Here is a 16,319-nt window from a genome sequence, read left to right on the forward strand (position 1 = left end):
TTATACCGCAGCCTGCCGCCGTAAAATGGTAGCAAATACTGCGTAGTTAATGATGTCGTGATAATTGGCGTCGAGTCCTTCACTGATGAGCGTTTGCCCGCCGTTGGCAATGATCTGGCGCATGCGGTGCAGCTTCATCAGGATCAGGTCTACAAAACTTTCCTGGCTCATGTGCCGCCAGGCTTCGCCATAGTCGTGGTTCTTATCATGCATGAGCGCTTTTACAACAGTAATTACTTCCTTATATCGGCTTATTGTTTCGTCGACTTCCAAGTCTTCCGGTGCATCAGTCGGCAGTTGCATTTGCATCAATCCAATCACAGCATAATTGATGATGCCAATGAATTCGCCTTCCAGATCATCGTGTACCCGCTGCACGCCTTTTTCCTGGATAGTGCGGATGCGCTGTGCCTTGATGTAAATTTGGTCGGTAATGGAAATGGGCCGCAGCACCCGCCATGCAGTGCCGTAATCGGCGGTTTTTTTTGCAAAAATGTCGAGGCAATTTTTGATCACCGCATCATACTGTGCATCCGTTCGCTGCTGTTCTGTTGTCATGCGCTAAAATTAAGCGCAGAACTTTTTCCGCGGGCCATTTTTTATAAACACAAAACGGGAACAAAGACAACTACAAAAACATATTGCGGCGCATTTGACAGCACACTGCATTTCCATTTGCACACATTTATGCAGCCCAAAAGGGTCTATCTTGCTGTGCAAACATGTGCCTTCATTATGAACAGCATCAACTGCCGCGGCCGGTTACTCCATTTCGATCAGCCCCGGATCATGGGCATTTTAAATACTACACCTGATTCTTTTTTCTCCGGGTCGCGAACGGCAAGCCTGGAAGCGGTGGTGGAACGGGCTGGCAAATTATTGGAGCAAGGCGCAGCCATCATCGACATCGGCGGACAAAGCACCCGCCCCAATGCAGAGCGGGTGGCTGCGGAGGAGGAAGCGGAACGTGTGCTCCCGGCAATTGAAGCAGTTGCGCACCATTTTCCGGAAGCCATTATTTCCATCGATACATTTTATGCAACCGTGGCACTTGGTGCGGTGGAACGCGGCGCTGCCATCGTGAACGATGTAAGTGCGGGCTCGCTGGATGCTGCGCTGCTGCCCACGGTGGCCAAATTAGGCGTGCCATATGTGCTGATGCACATGCAGGGCAACCCGCAAAATATGCAGCAGGCGCCGCAGTACAACAACGTGGTGTTAGATGTATTTGATTACCTCAATTTCCGCATGGCCGAATTGCAGGCTATGGGCATTAAGGACATCATCGTTGATCCTGGTTTTGGTTTCGGCAAAACAGCTGCGCATAATTTTGAATTGATGGCGCGGCTCGAGTACTTTCAGCAATTAGGCCACCCGCTGCTGGTGGGCATTTCCCGTAAAGGCATGGTGTACCGCACACTGGGCATCAGCGCCGACGATGCATTAAACGGAACCACGGTTTTGCATACCGTAAGCCTGATGAAAGGTGCACAAATATTGCGGGTGCACGATGTGGCCGAAGCGGTGCAGGCCGTTAGGCTGGTAGCGGCACTAAATGGCGAATTATAAAGGCTGTTCGCCGGGTCATTCAATTGCTTTGCGTAAATAAAAAACCGGGCGGGTTTTAATTTTTGTATAAACCTGTCGCGAATCCCGAACCAACTCTGTTGCTGGTTCAGAGTCTATTTGCTGCACCACCTGAACCAGTTCCCACCCCACGTCGGCAGCAAATTGCAACACCTGCGACTGGTTGACGAAATAATTATAAATACCCCGCGCCGTGTCCTTAATAGCAGGATAATAGTTGTCCTTGTTATAGGTTACACTCCTTTCATTTAAAAACGGAACCAGATCATAGAAACTTTGTGCATTCGGATTCGCCGGTTCGGGCAAAATTTTTAAAAAACTCCTTTTTGCTTCATAATCCCACTCTCCACTAATCTCCAGGACTATGTAGGTAAATTTGGGGCCCTTTTGGGCGTGTAGTTGTCCAAAGGCAATAGAAAAGGCCAACAGCAGCAGTAGTCGCGTTGTCTTGTTTTTGCGGGTAAATTAATTACTGCATGTCAATCGTTTCGTTAAACCATAGCATCCCATTGCATAAAAAAAGAGCACCTGCTGGATGCTCTTGTTCATTGTGCAAATACCGGGCATATATGGGACCAATGGTAAATGTTTTCAAAGGATGGATTAGAGTTTTACGCTAAGCAGGTACAGTCAAAGCAGGTGCAGTTTGGTTGGACTAAAAACGGGCCTCATCCACGAAAAACGGCTCATCGTGTGATGAGCCGTAAAATTGCGATATTTTATATGTGTACCCGTTTATTATCGGCCACCACCGCCATTTGTCGGCGAACCGGGTGCATTTGCCGATGGAGCGCCATCGTTCACATCGAGTATCTCGATATCAAAAACGAGGTTTTCATTCGGTTTAATATCCGGCGAAGGCGGGTTAGCGCCATAAGCCAAAGAAGACGGGATAAACAGGCGGGCTTTAGAGCCTTTGCTCAGGCCGCGTACCCCTTCTTCAAAGCCTTTGATCATGGGGCTGGCGCCTACTACAAAAGTCAGCGGGTCGGTGTGTTTGAAAGTATTGTCCATATTGGTGTCGAACACTTTGCCTTCCAGCGTTTGTCCTCTGTACATCAGGCTTACACCTTTGCCATCGGTGATCTGTGTGCCGGCGCCGGGTTGCAGCACCTGCACATAGGTGCCCTGCCCAACTTTCTTGGCCTGGATGCCATTTTTGGTAAAATGGGCTTGCAGTGTTTTATCGTCGGCGGCCAATTGTTGCTGGATGGTTTTATCGTTTTTAAACGCCGTTTCCCGCTCCTTGGCTTCGTCTGCCTGTGCCTCTTCCGGCGATTTAAATACCCGCTGCACTTTCAGCGAAGAAATCAGGCGGTCGCCTTTTTTCAGTTCAGGCGGCAGGGGCTGCGCCTGCGGGTTCTTGGCCTGGCGGGCCATAAACGTATCGATCAGCTGCACGGCGTACACGCTGTCGCCTTCTTTCAGCATCGTCAACACTTCCGAAATGTCGTAGGGCTGGCTCTGGCCGGTCACCTGGAAATAGATCGGTGCATCGGGCTGGCCGGGTCCGGGAATTACGGTGCTGTCGTTGATCGACTGGCGGTAGCTGATCTTGATGATGCTGCCGGGTTTTACGCTGTCGCCTTTGCTGCTCGAAAAAACCTGGTACGGCATGCCGCCGGCGGTTTTTTTATATTCAACCTGGTTGCAGGCCGTCAGTGCCAGGCCGGCTGCCGCCACGCACAAAAGCTGTCTGGAAAATTGCATTGGAAGTGTTTGTTTTATTGTAAAAGATGTTCGTTTTCGCTAATCGCCTTTTTGAACGACTGGATGGTTTTTTCCAGCGATTCAAGATCGTGGCCACCGGCTGCATTGTAGTGGCCGCCGCCATTGAAATAAGTGCGGGCAAATGTGTTGCAATCGAAGGCGCCTTTGCTGCGGAAACTCCATTTGCGCAGCTCATCGCGGTCAACCACAAAGCCCACCAGCTTGATGCCCTGGATGGACAGCGGGTAATTGACGATGCCTTCGGTATCGCCGGTTTTAATATCGTATTTATACAAATCCTGGCGGGTGATGTACACCAACGCCGTGTTGTTCAGGTAATCCACTTCCATGCGGTTGGTAAGGATGTGGCCTAAAAAACGCAGCCTGTTTTCCAGGAAATTATCAAACAGGGATTCGTGCACTTTGGCGTGCTCCAGCCCCATTTCCTTTAAATAAGCCACCATGTGGTGCACGGAGGCGCCGGTGGAGGAGAAACGGAATGAGCCGGTGTCCGAGACAACGCCGGCATACAGGCATTCCGAAACGGGCTTGTTGATTTTATCGCGGTGGCCCGATTCGACGATCAGGTCGTACACCATTTCGCAGGTGCTGCTTTTGCCCGGCGATGAGATGCCATAGGCAAACTGCACCATATCGGGCTGCTCGTGGTGGTCGATCAGGATTTTTTGCGCCGCCACTTCCGCCAGTTTTTTAGCCATGCCCTTAGTGCGGGCCAGGTGGTTGAAATCAAGGCAAAATATCCAATCGGCCGCTTCCATGTATTCGTCCGACTTGGCGCGGTGCAGTTCGTAATCGAGCACGGCGTCCACGCTGGGCATCCAGTCGAGCCAGCGGGCCCAGTTGGTGGGCGAAATCACCTGCACCTGGTGGCCCAGTTGTACCAAGAAATGCTGCAGTCCCAGCACAGAGCCCATGGCGTCGGCGTCGGGTTTCTGGTGCATGGTAACCACTACCCTGCGCGGCTGTGATAATAACGGAAAAATATCTTGTATCGGCTGCATAAACAGGCCGCAAACCTACGGAAAAGTCGGAAGACCGGAGTCCGAAGTCGGAAGAAGTGCGAGTAACGGTGGGAACTCTTCGGACATCCGTCTTCCGACTTCGGACTTCCCTCCCTATCTTCGCGGCGCAAAAAGCAAACTATGAGCAACAGAACATTCACCATGATCAAGCCGGATGCCACGCGCAATGGACATGCCGGAGCCATCCTGGATAAAATCATTAAAGCCGGCTTTCGCGTGGTTGCCCTGAAGCAAACCAAACTGACCGAAGAAAAAGCCGGACAGTTTTACGAAGTGCACAAAGAGCGTCCTTTTTACGGCGAGCTGGTGCAGTTCATGAGCAGCGGTGTGATCATTGCCGCTATCCTGGAAAAAGAAAACGCAGTAGCTGATTTCCGCACACTGATCGGTGCTACCAACCCTGCACAAGCTGAGGAAGGTACCATCCGTAAAATGTTCGCCACTTCGGTTGGTGAAAACGCGGTGCACGGCAGCGACAGCGACGAGAACGCACAAATCGAAGGTTCTTTCTTTTTCTCCGGACTGGAGCAGTTTTAAGAAAGTTCAATTAGTTCGCGGGTTCACTTGTTCACAAGTTGAATAAGCGCCGGTGAATTGGAAAAAATAAAAAGGGTTTTATGATTAGCCGGAAATTATCCAGCATTTCATAAAACCCTTTTCTATTTTAAATTGAACCTAAACTCGTGAACTTGTGAACCAGTGAACTTAACAAACTCACGACTTACATTTCCCTCGTCAGCTTCTTATCCATCTTGTTCTCCACCGGCTCCACTTTGTAACCCATTTTGCGCAGCAGGCTCAGTACGCCCTTGTCGCCGGGCAGGTGCCCCGCTCCTACTGCAAACACTGCGGCATTGCTTTTCATGATGCCCTGCATTTTGGCAACCCAATTAGCGTTGCGGTTGTACAGTAGCAGGTCGGTAAAGTGCGACATGCCCATATCTTCTTCAACGGTCAGTTGTTCCATTTTTTTCAGGTCCTGCATGCGGTATGCTTTGGCCAATTCTGCAAACTCCTTTTGCGTTTCCACCGGCGTGTGGTTTTTCTTTACATAGGCCGCCAGTTGCTCTGCCTGCAGCTTGTACGGAATGCTGTCGAAAATGCTCAATTGATAGGCCATCGACTCCAAGCCTTTCACATCCTTGCGGTTCTTCTTGGCCTCTTTCATTACCAGTTGCTCCATAGCAATGGCGTTGCTGCAAGTCAACGCCGATTCCATCAGCGTACTGGCAGCCAGCATCGGCTTGAATGTTTCGAGCATCGAAAACGGGATGGGGCTTTTGTTGTTCTTAAAAAACTCTTTTACACTTGCATAGTCTTCTTCCGAAAGCAGGTCGGCAAGCGTGGTATCGCCGCGCATTTTCATTTTGCGCATGGCGCCCATCATTTCAAACAGGTTGTCCATGTCCAGCTCCAGGTACACCTGGCTGCTGCGGCCAATGGCACTCACTAGGCTGTCGCTTAATTGTATGTCGTCGGCGCAGATCATGTGAATGGTACCAAACACATACGATGGGCTGGCCAGCCCATTGCCACTAACCCGCCACAATAGGGTTTGCGTATTGCTGTTTTGCGCACCGGCCGTAAGCCCCAGCATCACCAGCAAACCCATGCAAAACTTTTTCATTATCGAGGTTTTCGTTTTGATTAAAGTAAAAATTGCAAAAATGTAATACCCAGTAATTTACTGAAAAAGAACAAATGGGCCCGCTGCAAACCGACCCATTTATATCACAAAATATTCAGGCCATGCTTATTGCACCACGGCCTCTTCACCATAAATCTGGTGTTTGAATTTCAGGGATGGTGAGGGCACAAATGCACCCAATCCAAGCTTGTTCCATTTTTCATCTACCGATGCAATGGTTGCGTCGCCAGCTACGATGATATTGGGCCAATCGCGTTGAAAATTATCCAGCTCTTTTGTTTTGCGGGTGCCGTCCAGCCCCATGCAGGCAAAGGTTTTCCCAGGCTGTGTTTCCGAAGGGCGCTGCACCAGGTTATAGTCGCGGCGAGGGTCCATATTGTTGCAAAAACGCCAGAGCGCTACACCCAAATCCTGCGGATCGACCGTGTGCTCCACGTACAAAATCATCTTCACACTCTCTGCTGCTGCATGGCTGCAAATAGCATCGTGCAGGTCACGCACCTGGTTGCGTTTGGTTTTTTCAACTGCCACTACCAGCACTGGAATGCCTTTGGGCAACAATGAGGCGTTGACATTGGTGATTTCCGGAAAAGCGTTCAGGAAACTCATATCCCAGTTACCATCTTCTGCAACCATTGCATCATCAGCTATTTCTTCGTCGGATTTGGCAGTGCCATCGATGCCCATTTTACCACCAAAACCTAGTTTGCTGCAGCTGTGGTCCAGCACGTCCATCGGGCCCTGTGCTATGGAAATATCTGTAGCCGGGTTCAGGTGTTTGAATACGTATTGCGCCAGCGCTTCGTAGTCCTGGATCTTCACGCCCTTATCGGCTACCACCAAAATTTTATTGAACATCATCTGTCCGGCGCCCCACATGGCATTCATCACTTTTTGACCCTGACCCGCATAGCTTTTATCAATTTGTGCAATCACCAGGTTGTGGGCCACGCCTTCAACGGGCATGTCCATGTCTACAATTTCGGGCACCATGGTCATTTTCATGGGCGCCAGGAAAATGCGTTCGGAGGCTTTAATGAGCCATGCATCTTCCTGCGGCGGAATGCCCACGATGGTGGCTGGGTACACGGCATCTTTGCGGTGCGTGATCGCAGTAATGTGAAAACGCGGATAAAAGTCGGGCAGCGAATAATAGCCGGTATGATCGCCAAACGGGCCTTCCCAAATCAGTTCGTCGGCGGGATCGACATAGCCCTCAATAATAAAATCTGCATCGGCAGGCACTTCAATATCGGGCTGCGTGATGCATTTTACCAACTCCACTTTCTTCTTGCGGAGGAAACCCGCCAGCATGTATTCGTCTACGTTTTCGGGGAGTGGCGCAGTAGCGCTATATGCATATGCCGGGTCGCCGCCGAGGGCCACTGCTACCGGCATCCGTTTACCCAATTTTTTATACTCGCCAAAATGCTTGGCCGACACTTTGTGTTTGTGCCAGTGCATACCGGTAAGCTGCGGGCCAAACACCTGCATGCGGTACATGCCCACGTTGCGGGCACCACTGTTCGGCTCTTTTGTATGGATTACGGGCAGGGTTACAAACGGGCCGCCGTCTTTTGGCCAACAAGTAATAACCGGGAGTTTAGTGATGTCTGCCGCATCGCCGGTGAGTACCACCTGCTGGCATTCGCCACGGCCGCTGCGTACCTTGGGCATCCAGGAGGCAAATTTGCCCAACTCGGGTAGCATTTTTAATTTATCCAAAATGCCTTCTTTCGGTGCAGAAAGCATGTGAAACAGGCCTTCGATTTCGCGGGCCACATCATCCAACTCGGCTACATCCAAAGCCATACATACCCGGCGCTCCGAGCCATAGGCATTCATCAGCACCGGAAATGCATAGCCGGTATTTTCAAAAAGCAAAGCCTTGCCGCCACCGGGCATTTTAGAAACGCGGTCGGTAATTTCTGCAATCTCTAGTTTTGGGTCTACGTATTCCCTGATACGGACCAACTCACCGGCCCGCTCCAGGGCATCAATGAATTCTTTTTGATTTTTATACGCCATAATGATTGGGGGCAAAGGTACAGCGTCAAAACAAACTGTGCCTGACGCGGGTCATTTCAAATACTAATGCCTTGACAAAAAACGCCTTATTGATGGGCTTGTTCCATTTTGTCTATTTTTGTGCCGTCAATTATTTCAATAATAACTGCACAACCAAAACAACATGCTTAAAAGAATTTTGTTGGCAACTTTTTTTGTCGGCGCCACCACCGCTGCATTTTCCCAAAACCTCATGCACAGCTACGGCGGCAACATTGCGCTTCTCGACGGAAAAAAATCGGAGTTTTCAATGATCCAAACGGCGTTTTCTTATTTCCCAAGATTCATTGTCGCTTCAGTAGAAAATAATTCGGTTTCCATCGGCACACCGTTAGGTTTAGGTGTTGGCCTTTCATCGGACCTGAACGGAAACGACGCAGGTATTTTCTTTTCGTACGATGTGCCGATGGTGGTGGATTATAACATTGGTGCCAAATCAGCACCCGATAACGGATCGATGTATGGCGCACATTTTGGCGCCGGCTTTGGATACCACAAAACAATCATCCAGGCAAGCGAAACCTCTGATTTTAGTGGCGCTACTTATGGCCCGATAATCAGGGCCGGGTTTCGGTTAGCGCCGCCGCAGGAAATTTTCAAAGGGCAAGGCGTTACCGTCGGCGTTTATTTTAAAAAGGGTATTGAGCGGAGCAAGACAAATACACTTGGATTTAGTGCTTTGGTGGATTTGTAAGCTCGACGCAGCAATTTTTATACACCAATTCAAGGACATTAAAGCCGCACATAAAAAAGGCGTGATTGCAGAATGCAGTCACGCCTTTTATTTAAATCGATCTTTGTTTACATCGGGTTCGGCGGACAGCCATAGCGGCCTTTGCGGCTGCCACCACCATTGCCGCCTTTGAAAAAGCCACCGGCACCGAACCGGTAAGTAAGCTGCAGTTGCGCCATGTAGTAAATATCATTAACGTTGGCACCGCCGCGTTGCGAGCCTTTTTCGGGATAATTGGTAAACCCGCCCGGCACTTCATCGGCACGGTAAGCCACCGATACTGCATCGGGGCCACGTGCTAGCAACAGGTCCTGCGCATCGGCGTAGTTGGTGCTTACATCATCGAGGTAATCGGTAAACAGTTTCCTAAAACCAAGCTCGGCTCCCAATGTGATGCGGTCCGACACATCAAAACGAATACCGCCGCCAAAAGGCAATGCCAGTTGTGTGCGGCTGTACAACGAACGTTCGGGGTAACCGGGGATGCCCTGACCTTCGGTGCCCAGTGGTTGTAAAAATATTTTGCGGCCGGTTGTATCAAACGTGTAAGGATCGTAATGAAATACGGCAATGCCACCAAACAGGTATGGGGACCAGCGCTTTTCATCGAGCCTGAATGCATGCAGTTCGGCCACCGCACTGAATTCTGTGATCTTCGATTGAAAGCTCAGGTTTCGAAAGCGCAGGCTTTCTTTTTTCATGAGGCTATCGGCACCAACAAGCTTGCCTGCATTGAATGCTGCACGCAACAACAATCTTGGAGTCACCTCATATTTTACATGCAAGCCAAATGCGGGTTTCGACATCTGGTGGGTATAAAAGCGATCAATGAGGTCGCCGCGATATTGAGATATGCCACCGGCCACACCAATTTGCCACTGTGCATGACCGTTAAAAAAAGCCACCAACAAAATGAGGATCAATCCAAGCCCTTTCATAATCTATTTTTAAGCCTAAAGCAAATTTTGGGCCGTCTGCACAGTTTGTTGTGTGGCCACTAAGGCTAAAACGTAAAAACACCTGCCATCGTATAGCCCGGCAGTATTAGCGGCCGTGTCGCTACAATAAACTGCTGCAAAAAAGAGGTGCACACATTTAAAAACGGCATCCCCTCAAACCCAGTCCCGGTGCATCTGAAGGCGTAACAAAACCATCTTTGAATTGCAGGCCTTCGGCCAGATCTTCGGCCAGCAGCAGCGGGCCGTCCGCATCCAGAAAATCGACCAGCGGCGCCAGGTGCGCCAATGCTGCTGTGCCAATGGTGCTTTCGTTCATGCTGCCCAACATCACCTGCAGGCCTAAATTTCTTGCAGCTTCAATCATCCGCAATGCCGGGGTAATACCGCTGCATTTGGTCAGCTTGATGTTGATTCCGTGAAAATGGGGCGTACAGGTTTCCACGTCTTTTTCGCCCACACAACTTTCATCGGCAAAAATGGGCAGCGGCGATTCGGCACGCAGCATGCGGCTGCCTTCCCAGTCGTCTTTTGCCAGCGGCTGCTCCACCAGCTCCACGCCCATTTGTGCCAGCACTTTTATTTTTTCCAAAGCTTCGCCTGCCGTCCATGCCGCATTTGCATCTACACGCAGCCGTGCATCGGTGCTGGCCCGAACCGCTTCCATAATAGCGAGGTCGTTATCGGTACCCAGTTTTATTTTGTACACCGGCCAAGGCTTTTCCTCAATTTTTCCCACCATTTTTTCCGGCGTATCAATGCCAATGGTGTAGCTGGTTTGCGGCAATTGCGGCAAAGCCGGTATTTGCCAAAGGCTGCTCAGCGGCTGCCCTTTCATTTGCCCAAAAAGGTCCCAACCGGCAGTATCCAGCGCAGCCACCAAAAACGGGTTTACCGGCATTAGGTGATGCAGGTAATGCCAGTAGCGCTCCGGTTCGGTAAAAGCAAATTTTTCAACAAACAGCTTTTTGCGCTGCAGCTCCAGCTCCATCCGCTCCACTGTAATGTTGTAATAGGCAATGGCCGGCGCCTCGCCATACCCCGACCAGCCCAAATGATCGAGCCGCACAGCCATGGTGGGCTGGTGCGTTTTGGTGCCTTTGGAAATGGTGAACGGGTGGCGAAACGGCAACTGGTGCGACTCAAAGTAAAGCTTCATGTATGCGGGTAGTGGTCAACCGATTTTAAAACCAGTGCAAAAATAGCCCAATGCCCTTGCGATTGGCATTGGGAGTTGCACTCCGGCCTCAATAAAATTAAAAACCGCCCCTTTCGGGGCGGCCTCTTTTTCTCTCATGTGAACCTATAGGCTTTTATGCGCGGCCGCTGTTGTGTATGTAGCTGCGCAGTTCGTTGTTATAACCCTTTTCCTTGCCTAATTGTTCAAGGGTCAGGTGCATGCGGTAATTCCAGTAATGATTCGGGTCGGCGGGGTTGTTGATGCGCTCCTCATGCGGATCTTGGCGGCGCAAGGATTCGCTCATGCCCAGCAAGTCCTGCAGTTGGAAGATGCTCCACATGGCCGGCGAAAAAAGATGCTGCAGCAAAATGGCCCGCACCACCCAGGGCTCGCAATAGTACGGCGCCTGCCCCCAGGCTTCCAGCACGCTGTTGTAAAAATGCTGTGTTTTTTCCCTTGACTCTTCCCACCAGCCGCGGATGGTGCTCATATCGTGGGTCGATGGTGTGATCACCGACAGGTAAGGCGCATCTTTCGGGTGAAAAAATTCGCGGGTAATGTCTTTGGGCATCCGCTGAATTTCAAGGCTTAATATGCCTAGTTGCTGCATTACCTGTGGCACCGAATGCGGCACCATGCCCAAATCTTCGCCGCAAATAAGCATCTTGGTAGCGGCCTTTAGCGCCGGCAGCTTTTTCATGGCTTCTTCCTTCCAGAAAGCGTCCTGGCGGCGGAAGAAATAATCGATGTATAACTCGTGCAGTCGGCCTTTCAGGTGTTCGTCCAGTGCCTGGAACGACAGCGTTTGGTCCATCGAAATGCGGAAATGAAATGCCTGTCCCCCCGAACCTGGATGTTCTAAAAGCAGCACGTTGGCAATCAATTGGAACAAACCCAATTTGATGGCATCGTTATCGCTGTTGGCCGGCAATTGCGCAAAATGAGCCGCTACTTTTTGCTGCGTATTGTACGCCTCCTGCATGTGGTAAGCACCATGGTCATCCTGGTACAAAAACTGGCTCCGCACAGCATCGGCATGGTAGCCAAAAACCTTTTCCAGCACCCAGTCGGTAATATAAGGTTTGCAACAACGGTCGGCGTCAAACCAAATGCCCCGCTCGCCAAACTCGGCCACGGAAATTGGCAATGCCGGCACAAACACACCGAGCAAACCTTCCACCGCATGGGTGGGTATGCTCCAGATCCGGAAAAATCCAAGTATGTGGTCGATGCGGAAGGCATCGAAATAATAGCTCATTTGCTCGAACCGCTGGCGCCACCAGGAAAAACCATCTTCCTGCATGCGCTGCCAGTTGTAGGTAGGGAAGCCCCAGTTCTGGCCACTCACCGCAAAATCATCAGGCGGTGCGCCGGCCTGCTGGTCCATATTGTACAATTGCGGCGCCGTCCATGCATCCACGCCATAGCGGTAAATGCCAATGGGAATATCGCCTTTTACAGCAATGCCTTTTTTATGCGTGTATTGCACCGCATCCAGCAACTGCAGGTGCAAGTGGTATTGCACAAAATACCAGAACGCAATGGCCTTAAATGTTTTCGATTTGGGCAGGCATAGCTTTTCAATTTCCGTCTGGTCAAACACTTGGTGCGATTTCCATTTGCTAAAATCCGGTGTGCCCCATTTGTCGCGCAGGTAAGAGAATGCGGCATAAGGCATCAGCCAGTGACTGTTGTTAAGGAAAAATGTTTCGTATTCTTTTTCCTCGCGGAAAGTACCGCCGTCCAGTTCGTACAACTGGCGCAGCGTGTCGAGTTTTAATTTAATAACCGCTTCGTAATCCACCGCGGCCAGGCTGTTCAGTTCTTTCTGCGTTTTGCCCAAATCCTTTACCAGCGCAGCGCTTTTTTTACCCCCAACTTTTGACAGGTTGATGTACACCGGGTGCAGCGCGAAAGCCGAAATAGCGGCATAGGGGTAAGAATCTTTTGCTGTAAACGTGGCATTGGTATCGTTGATGGGCAGTAGTTGAATGATCTTCAGGCCCACTTCTGAAGCCCAATCTGCCAGCAATTTGATGTCGGTAAATTCGCCGATGCCCATGGAATTTTGACTGCGCAGGCTAAACACCGGAATGGCAACGCCGGCACCTTTCCATTTGTTGGCGCGGACGCGGATAAACCCATCCTGCAACACTACCTGGCGGCCGGGCAGGTGATCGGCATTAAAGAGGCGGTTGCTGTCTTCTTCAAAGCGAACAAAAGCCTCTTCCTTGTGGTTGTAAATGCCGTATTTATAAGCAATGGGGCCAGCTTCGTCCGACAGGTCGGCCTTTGCTTCCCACCAGTCGCCGTGGCGGGACATCAGCACCGGCTCTTCGGTGTTCCAGTTGGCCAGCGCATCGCAGCTGCCCAGCAGGCAGGGCACTTCGCCGTTGGCGAGCAGCGGAGCTTTGATGCGGAACAAATGCGTGAATGTTTTGGGCTCCTTCACCTTCGGGTTTTTGACCTGCGGCAAAAAGATGTTGCGGAAAGGTGCCGTATAAAAAGACAATTCGGGGCTGCCCGAAAAAACCCAGGCATCATAGACCGTAACATGGCCGGAAAAATTCTTGAACGAAAGGATGCGTTCGCCTTCGCCGTCATTTACCTGCTGGCCGTGCTCGTCGATAAAAACATATTGGTAATGAACCGACCGGTATTCGTTTTCGTCCACCTCGATGGAAGCCTGCCACCAGTCTTCGTTCAAAAACTGCATGGGCATTCGGGCTTCTGGAACGCCATCGCCCAGTTGGGGAAGATTACCTTCGATGAACAGGTTTTGTCCAAAATGGGTGCGGTAACGAATGTAAAAATCAATTCTCATCTTTTCTCTTTTGAATTGTTCCGGTTTAGCTTGTACCTGCCGGTGATTTATTTTGCCTATAACCAGTTTGAAAAATGACGTGGCGTTTTTTTAAAACGTCCGCACATTTCGCCAACCGGTTCTCGACCCATAAAAAACCGGGCCCATCCCGGGCAAAGGCAAATGGCAAGCAACGGGCAGGTTGTGTATCAATTACACATTTAGCGAAAATAAGCGGTTTGTTTCAAGTTTGTGCTGATGTTGTGCAGATTCAAGGCATTTTTGTTCGGTAGGCTTGCCTCCCCTATTTTTGCGCTAAATTTGATCAAGACATGGAAGCACAAAAAAGTCGAAAGGAACATACTGGCTGTTGTTTTTTATTTCCACAGCTGCACTGCTTTTTGCCATTTTCACCAACTGGCCCTGGCTTACGCTGATCATTCCTTTTGTTACGCTGTTTTTTGTAAAAGCCATGGACATCATCTAAGCTCTGCTTAGGCGTCCATTTAACCATTAGTTTTCAATAAACCCTTTTGGGGTTACTCCATAAAAAAAGGAGCGATATTTCATCGCTCCTTTTTCGTGTGGCATTTTTTTTATTTTCTGCCCATTTCTTTTAAAAACGCCACATGCGATGCAACCGCATGGCGCATTTTGGGATACTCGATATAAGGCACACCAAACTCCATACAGGTTTGCTTGATGATGCGGCTGATGTGCGGGTAATGCACATGCGAGATTTTTGGAAACAGGTGGTGTTCCACCTGGAAATTGAGCCCGCCCACAAACCAGGAAATCACTTTGTTCCGCGGGGCAAAATTGGCAGTAGTTTTTAATTGGTGAATGGCCCACTCGTCTTCCATTTTACCGGTGTCTTCATTGGGCATGGGAAAATGCGTATGCTCAACGGTATGTGCCAGTTGGAACACAATGGAAATAACCAACCCGGTAACGATCCCAAAAATGAGGTACCCTACCAGCCAGCTTACAAAACCAACGGTGTAAATGGGCAGCACCACAAACAGGAACAGGTAAAATACCTTGAACGACCAAAACACAACGTGATCCCAGGCCGTCATTTTTTTCAGCGGCATGGCACCGATGCGGGCTTTGAAGTATTTCTGGAAATCCATCACAAACACCCAAAGGATGTACAACAACGCATACAGTATCCAGAAATAAATATGCTGGTATCTGTGCAATTTGTATTTGGGCTGCGTGGTGCTCATGCGCATCCAAGGCTGGATGTCGATGTCGTCGTCCACGCCATCAATATTGGTGTAAGCGTGGTGGATCACATTGTGTTTCATGTTCCACATAAACGAAGAACCGCCCAATACTTCCAGCGAAAAAGCAGCTACCTCGTTGAGCACTTTGTTGGTGCTGAACGAACCGTGGCCGCCGTCGTGCATGATGTTGAAGCCGATAGCCGAAACCACGCAACCCAACAGCACGCATTCCAAAATAGCCACCCAAACAACCGGTGTAAAAAACACCAGGTGAACGTACAGCGAAATAAAAGCCACCATCAGGATAATGGCCTTGGAGTACAACACGGCATTGCCCGTGGGTTTTTTACCGGTTTCCTTAAAATAGTTGTTGATCCGCGCTTTTAGTTCGGCGTGGAATGAAGGTGGCGGCGGCGTTGCAAATTTGGGAGTGGACATGTGCGATAACAATTAACAATGAACGAAATACAATGGTTATTTGGGTGCTTTAGGTTTCCTGCAGCACCAGCGCATCCAGGCTGTGGATGCCGATATTTTTTTTGGAAAGAAAACCCTCAGCATATTTCACGCCAATCCGCTTGCCCAAAAGTCGGGCCCGGGCAGTAATTGCGTCTAAAAATTCTGGGCTGGAAATATAAGTTTGCGGGCCATCGCCTGCAGCGCTGTTGAACTGCGTGGTGTAGGCTACAATCGATTGGAGTTTTTCCTCCCACTCATCCGAAATGTCCACAATTACATCGGGCTCGTAAAACCGGTCCTGGATATAATGCAACAAATACTTTGGCCGCCAGTGCTCCTGCTCGTCGCCATCGGCGTCCCAGGTTTTTACCTGGCGCAAACCCGATAAAAAACAGGAATCGTAAATCAGGTGGCCGGCCCGGCCGTGATCGGGGTGGCGGTCTTCCAGGATATTACCAATCACAATTTCAGGCTTGTAGGTACGCAGGGCAGCAATCAGTTTTAATTGATGCGCCTCGTCGTTTTGAAAAAAGCCGTCCCGCATCTGCAGGTTTGCCCGGGCCGAAACGCCAATAATGCGGCCAGCTTCGGCGGCTTCGGCGTAGCGGGTTTCCACGGTACCGCGGGTGCCCAATTCACCTTCCGTCAGGTCGATAATGCCTACCTTTTTTCCTTTCTTCCGTTCTTTGATGAGAATGCCCGAGCAGCCTAGTTCCACGTCATCGGGGTGGGCGCCAATGGCTAAGATGTCCAGCTTCATGCGTAATAACAAATCCGGCTTTTTACGGACCCGTGCTGTTGGTGATTAATAGTGGCGCAAGATAAGTTAAATGCCGCATCGGCAAACTGAGCAGCGTCAACGTTAGGACGATTATATGATTTCGGATTGACGATTGTGTAGCCC

At 50.1% G+C, this 16,319-nt stretch carries 14 protein-coding genes; 3 read left to right on the top strand and 11 right to left on the bottom strand.

Features of this window, described 5'->3' with window-relative positions:
- On the bottom strand, window positions 1-558 hold the full coding sequence (locus EPD17_RS13380) for a DUF1599 domain-containing protein (RefSeq protein ID WP_132054948.1): 558 nt from the start codon (window positions 556-558) through the stop codon (window positions 1-3).
- A 177-nt stretch (window positions 559-735) separates the two neighbouring features.
- Between EPD17_RS13380 and folP the strand changes: the two genes are divergently transcribed.
- Complete coding sequence (gene folP / locus EPD17_RS13385; protein WP_132054950.1) at window positions 736-1,569, top strand: dihydropteroate synthase; 834 nt, start codon at window positions 736-738, stop codon at window positions 1,567-1,569.
- A gap of 15 nt (window positions 1,570-1,584) precedes the next feature.
- Here folP and EPD17_RS13390 read toward each other — a convergent pair whose 3' ends face one another.
- The 3 genes from EPD17_RS13390 to EPD17_RS13400 form a co-directional block, all read right to left on the bottom strand.
- Window positions 1,585-2,013: a hypothetical protein gene (locus EPD17_RS13390; protein WP_132054952.1), complete on the bottom strand. Its 429-nt coding sequence runs from the start codon at window positions 2,011-2,013 to the stop codon at window positions 1,585-1,587.
- A gap of 312 nt (window positions 2,014-2,325) precedes the next feature.
- Complete coding sequence (locus EPD17_RS13395; RefSeq protein WP_132054954.1) at window positions 2,326-3,297, bottom strand: FKBP-type peptidyl-prolyl cis-trans isomerase; 972 nt, start codon at window positions 3,295-3,297, stop codon at window positions 2,326-2,328.
- 14 nt (window positions 3,298-3,311) lie between these two features.
- Window positions 3,312-4,319, bottom strand: a complete 1,008-nt coding sequence (locus EPD17_RS13400; RefSeq protein ID WP_132054956.1) for a DHH family phosphoesterase — start codon at window positions 4,317-4,319, stop codon at window positions 3,312-3,314.
- A gap of 141 nt (window positions 4,320-4,460) precedes the next feature.
- On the opposite strand from EPD17_RS13400, the gene EPD17_RS13405 reads away from it, so the two are divergent.
- Window positions 4,461-4,877 carry a nucleoside-diphosphate kinase gene (locus tag EPD17_RS13405; RefSeq protein WP_132054958.1) on the top strand — a complete coding sequence of 139 codons (417 nt, stop codon included), beginning with the start codon at window positions 4,461-4,463 and terminating at the stop codon, window positions 4,875-4,877.
- A gap of 184 nt (window positions 4,878-5,061) precedes the next feature.
- Here the strand turns inward: EPD17_RS13405 and EPD17_RS13410 are convergent, their stop codons facing one another.
- Together EPD17_RS13410 and EPD17_RS13415 are read right to left on the bottom strand one after the other, a co-directional pair.
- Window positions 5,062-5,967, bottom strand: a complete 906-nt coding sequence (locus EPD17_RS13410; protein ID WP_132054960.1) for a TraB/GumN family protein — start codon at window positions 5,965-5,967, stop codon at window positions 5,062-5,064.
- Window positions 5,968-6,093: 126 nt separating this feature from the next.
- Window positions 6,094-8,016 (bottom strand): menaquinone biosynthesis decarboxylase, encoded by a 1,923-nt coding sequence (locus EPD17_RS13415; RefSeq protein WP_132054962.1) that lies wholly within the window; start codon window positions 8,014-8,016, stop codon window positions 6,094-6,096.
- 163 nt (window positions 8,017-8,179) lie between these two features.
- Between EPD17_RS13415 and EPD17_RS13420 the strand changes: the two genes are divergently transcribed.
- Entirely contained in the window at window positions 8,180-8,749 is a 570-nt protein-coding gene (locus tag EPD17_RS13420; protein ID WP_132054964.1) for a hypothetical protein, read from the top strand.
- 107 nt (window positions 8,750-8,856) lie between these two features.
- Here EPD17_RS13420 and porG read toward each other — a convergent pair whose 3' ends face one another.
- The 5 genes from porG to bshB1 form a co-directional block, all read right to left on the bottom strand.
- A complete protein-coding gene (gene porG, locus EPD17_RS13425; protein ID WP_132054966.1) occupies window positions 8,857-9,726 on the bottom strand; it encodes a type IX secretion system protein PorG in 870 nt (289 codons plus the stop codon).
- A 157-nt stretch (window positions 9,727-9,883) separates the two neighbouring features.
- Complete coding sequence (locus EPD17_RS13430) at window positions 9,884-10,903, bottom strand: dipeptide epimerase (protein ID WP_132054968.1); 1,020 nt, start codon at window positions 10,901-10,903, stop codon at window positions 9,884-9,886.
- Window positions 10,904-11,057: 154 nt separating this feature from the next.
- Window positions 11,058-13,748, bottom strand: coding sequence for a 4-alpha-glucanotransferase (locus EPD17_RS13435; RefSeq protein WP_132054970.1), 2,691 nt, complete (start codon window positions 13,746-13,748; stop codon window positions 11,058-11,060).
- Between the two features lie 575 nt (window positions 13,749-14,323).
- The gene (locus EPD17_RS13440; protein WP_132054972.1) at window positions 14,324-15,394 is read right to left on the bottom strand and encodes a fatty acid desaturase family protein; all 1,071 of its coding nucleotides are present in this window, start codon (window positions 15,392-15,394) and stop codon (window positions 14,324-14,326) included.
- Window positions 15,395-15,443: 49 nt separating this feature from the next.
- Window positions 15,444-16,187 carry a bacillithiol biosynthesis deacetylase BshB1 gene (bshB1, locus tag EPD17_RS13445; RefSeq protein WP_240040623.1) on the bottom strand — a complete coding sequence of 248 codons (744 nt, stop codon included), beginning with the start codon at window positions 16,185-16,187 and terminating at the stop codon, window positions 15,444-15,446.
- Between the last annotated feature and the right edge of the window lie 132 nt (window positions 16,188-16,319).

It is taken from the genome of Pseudocnuella soli (assembly GCF_004347775.1).
GTDB classification, from domain to species: Bacteria; Bacteroidota; Bacteroidia; order Chitinophagales; family Chitinophagaceae; genus Flavisolibacter; species Flavisolibacter aquaticus.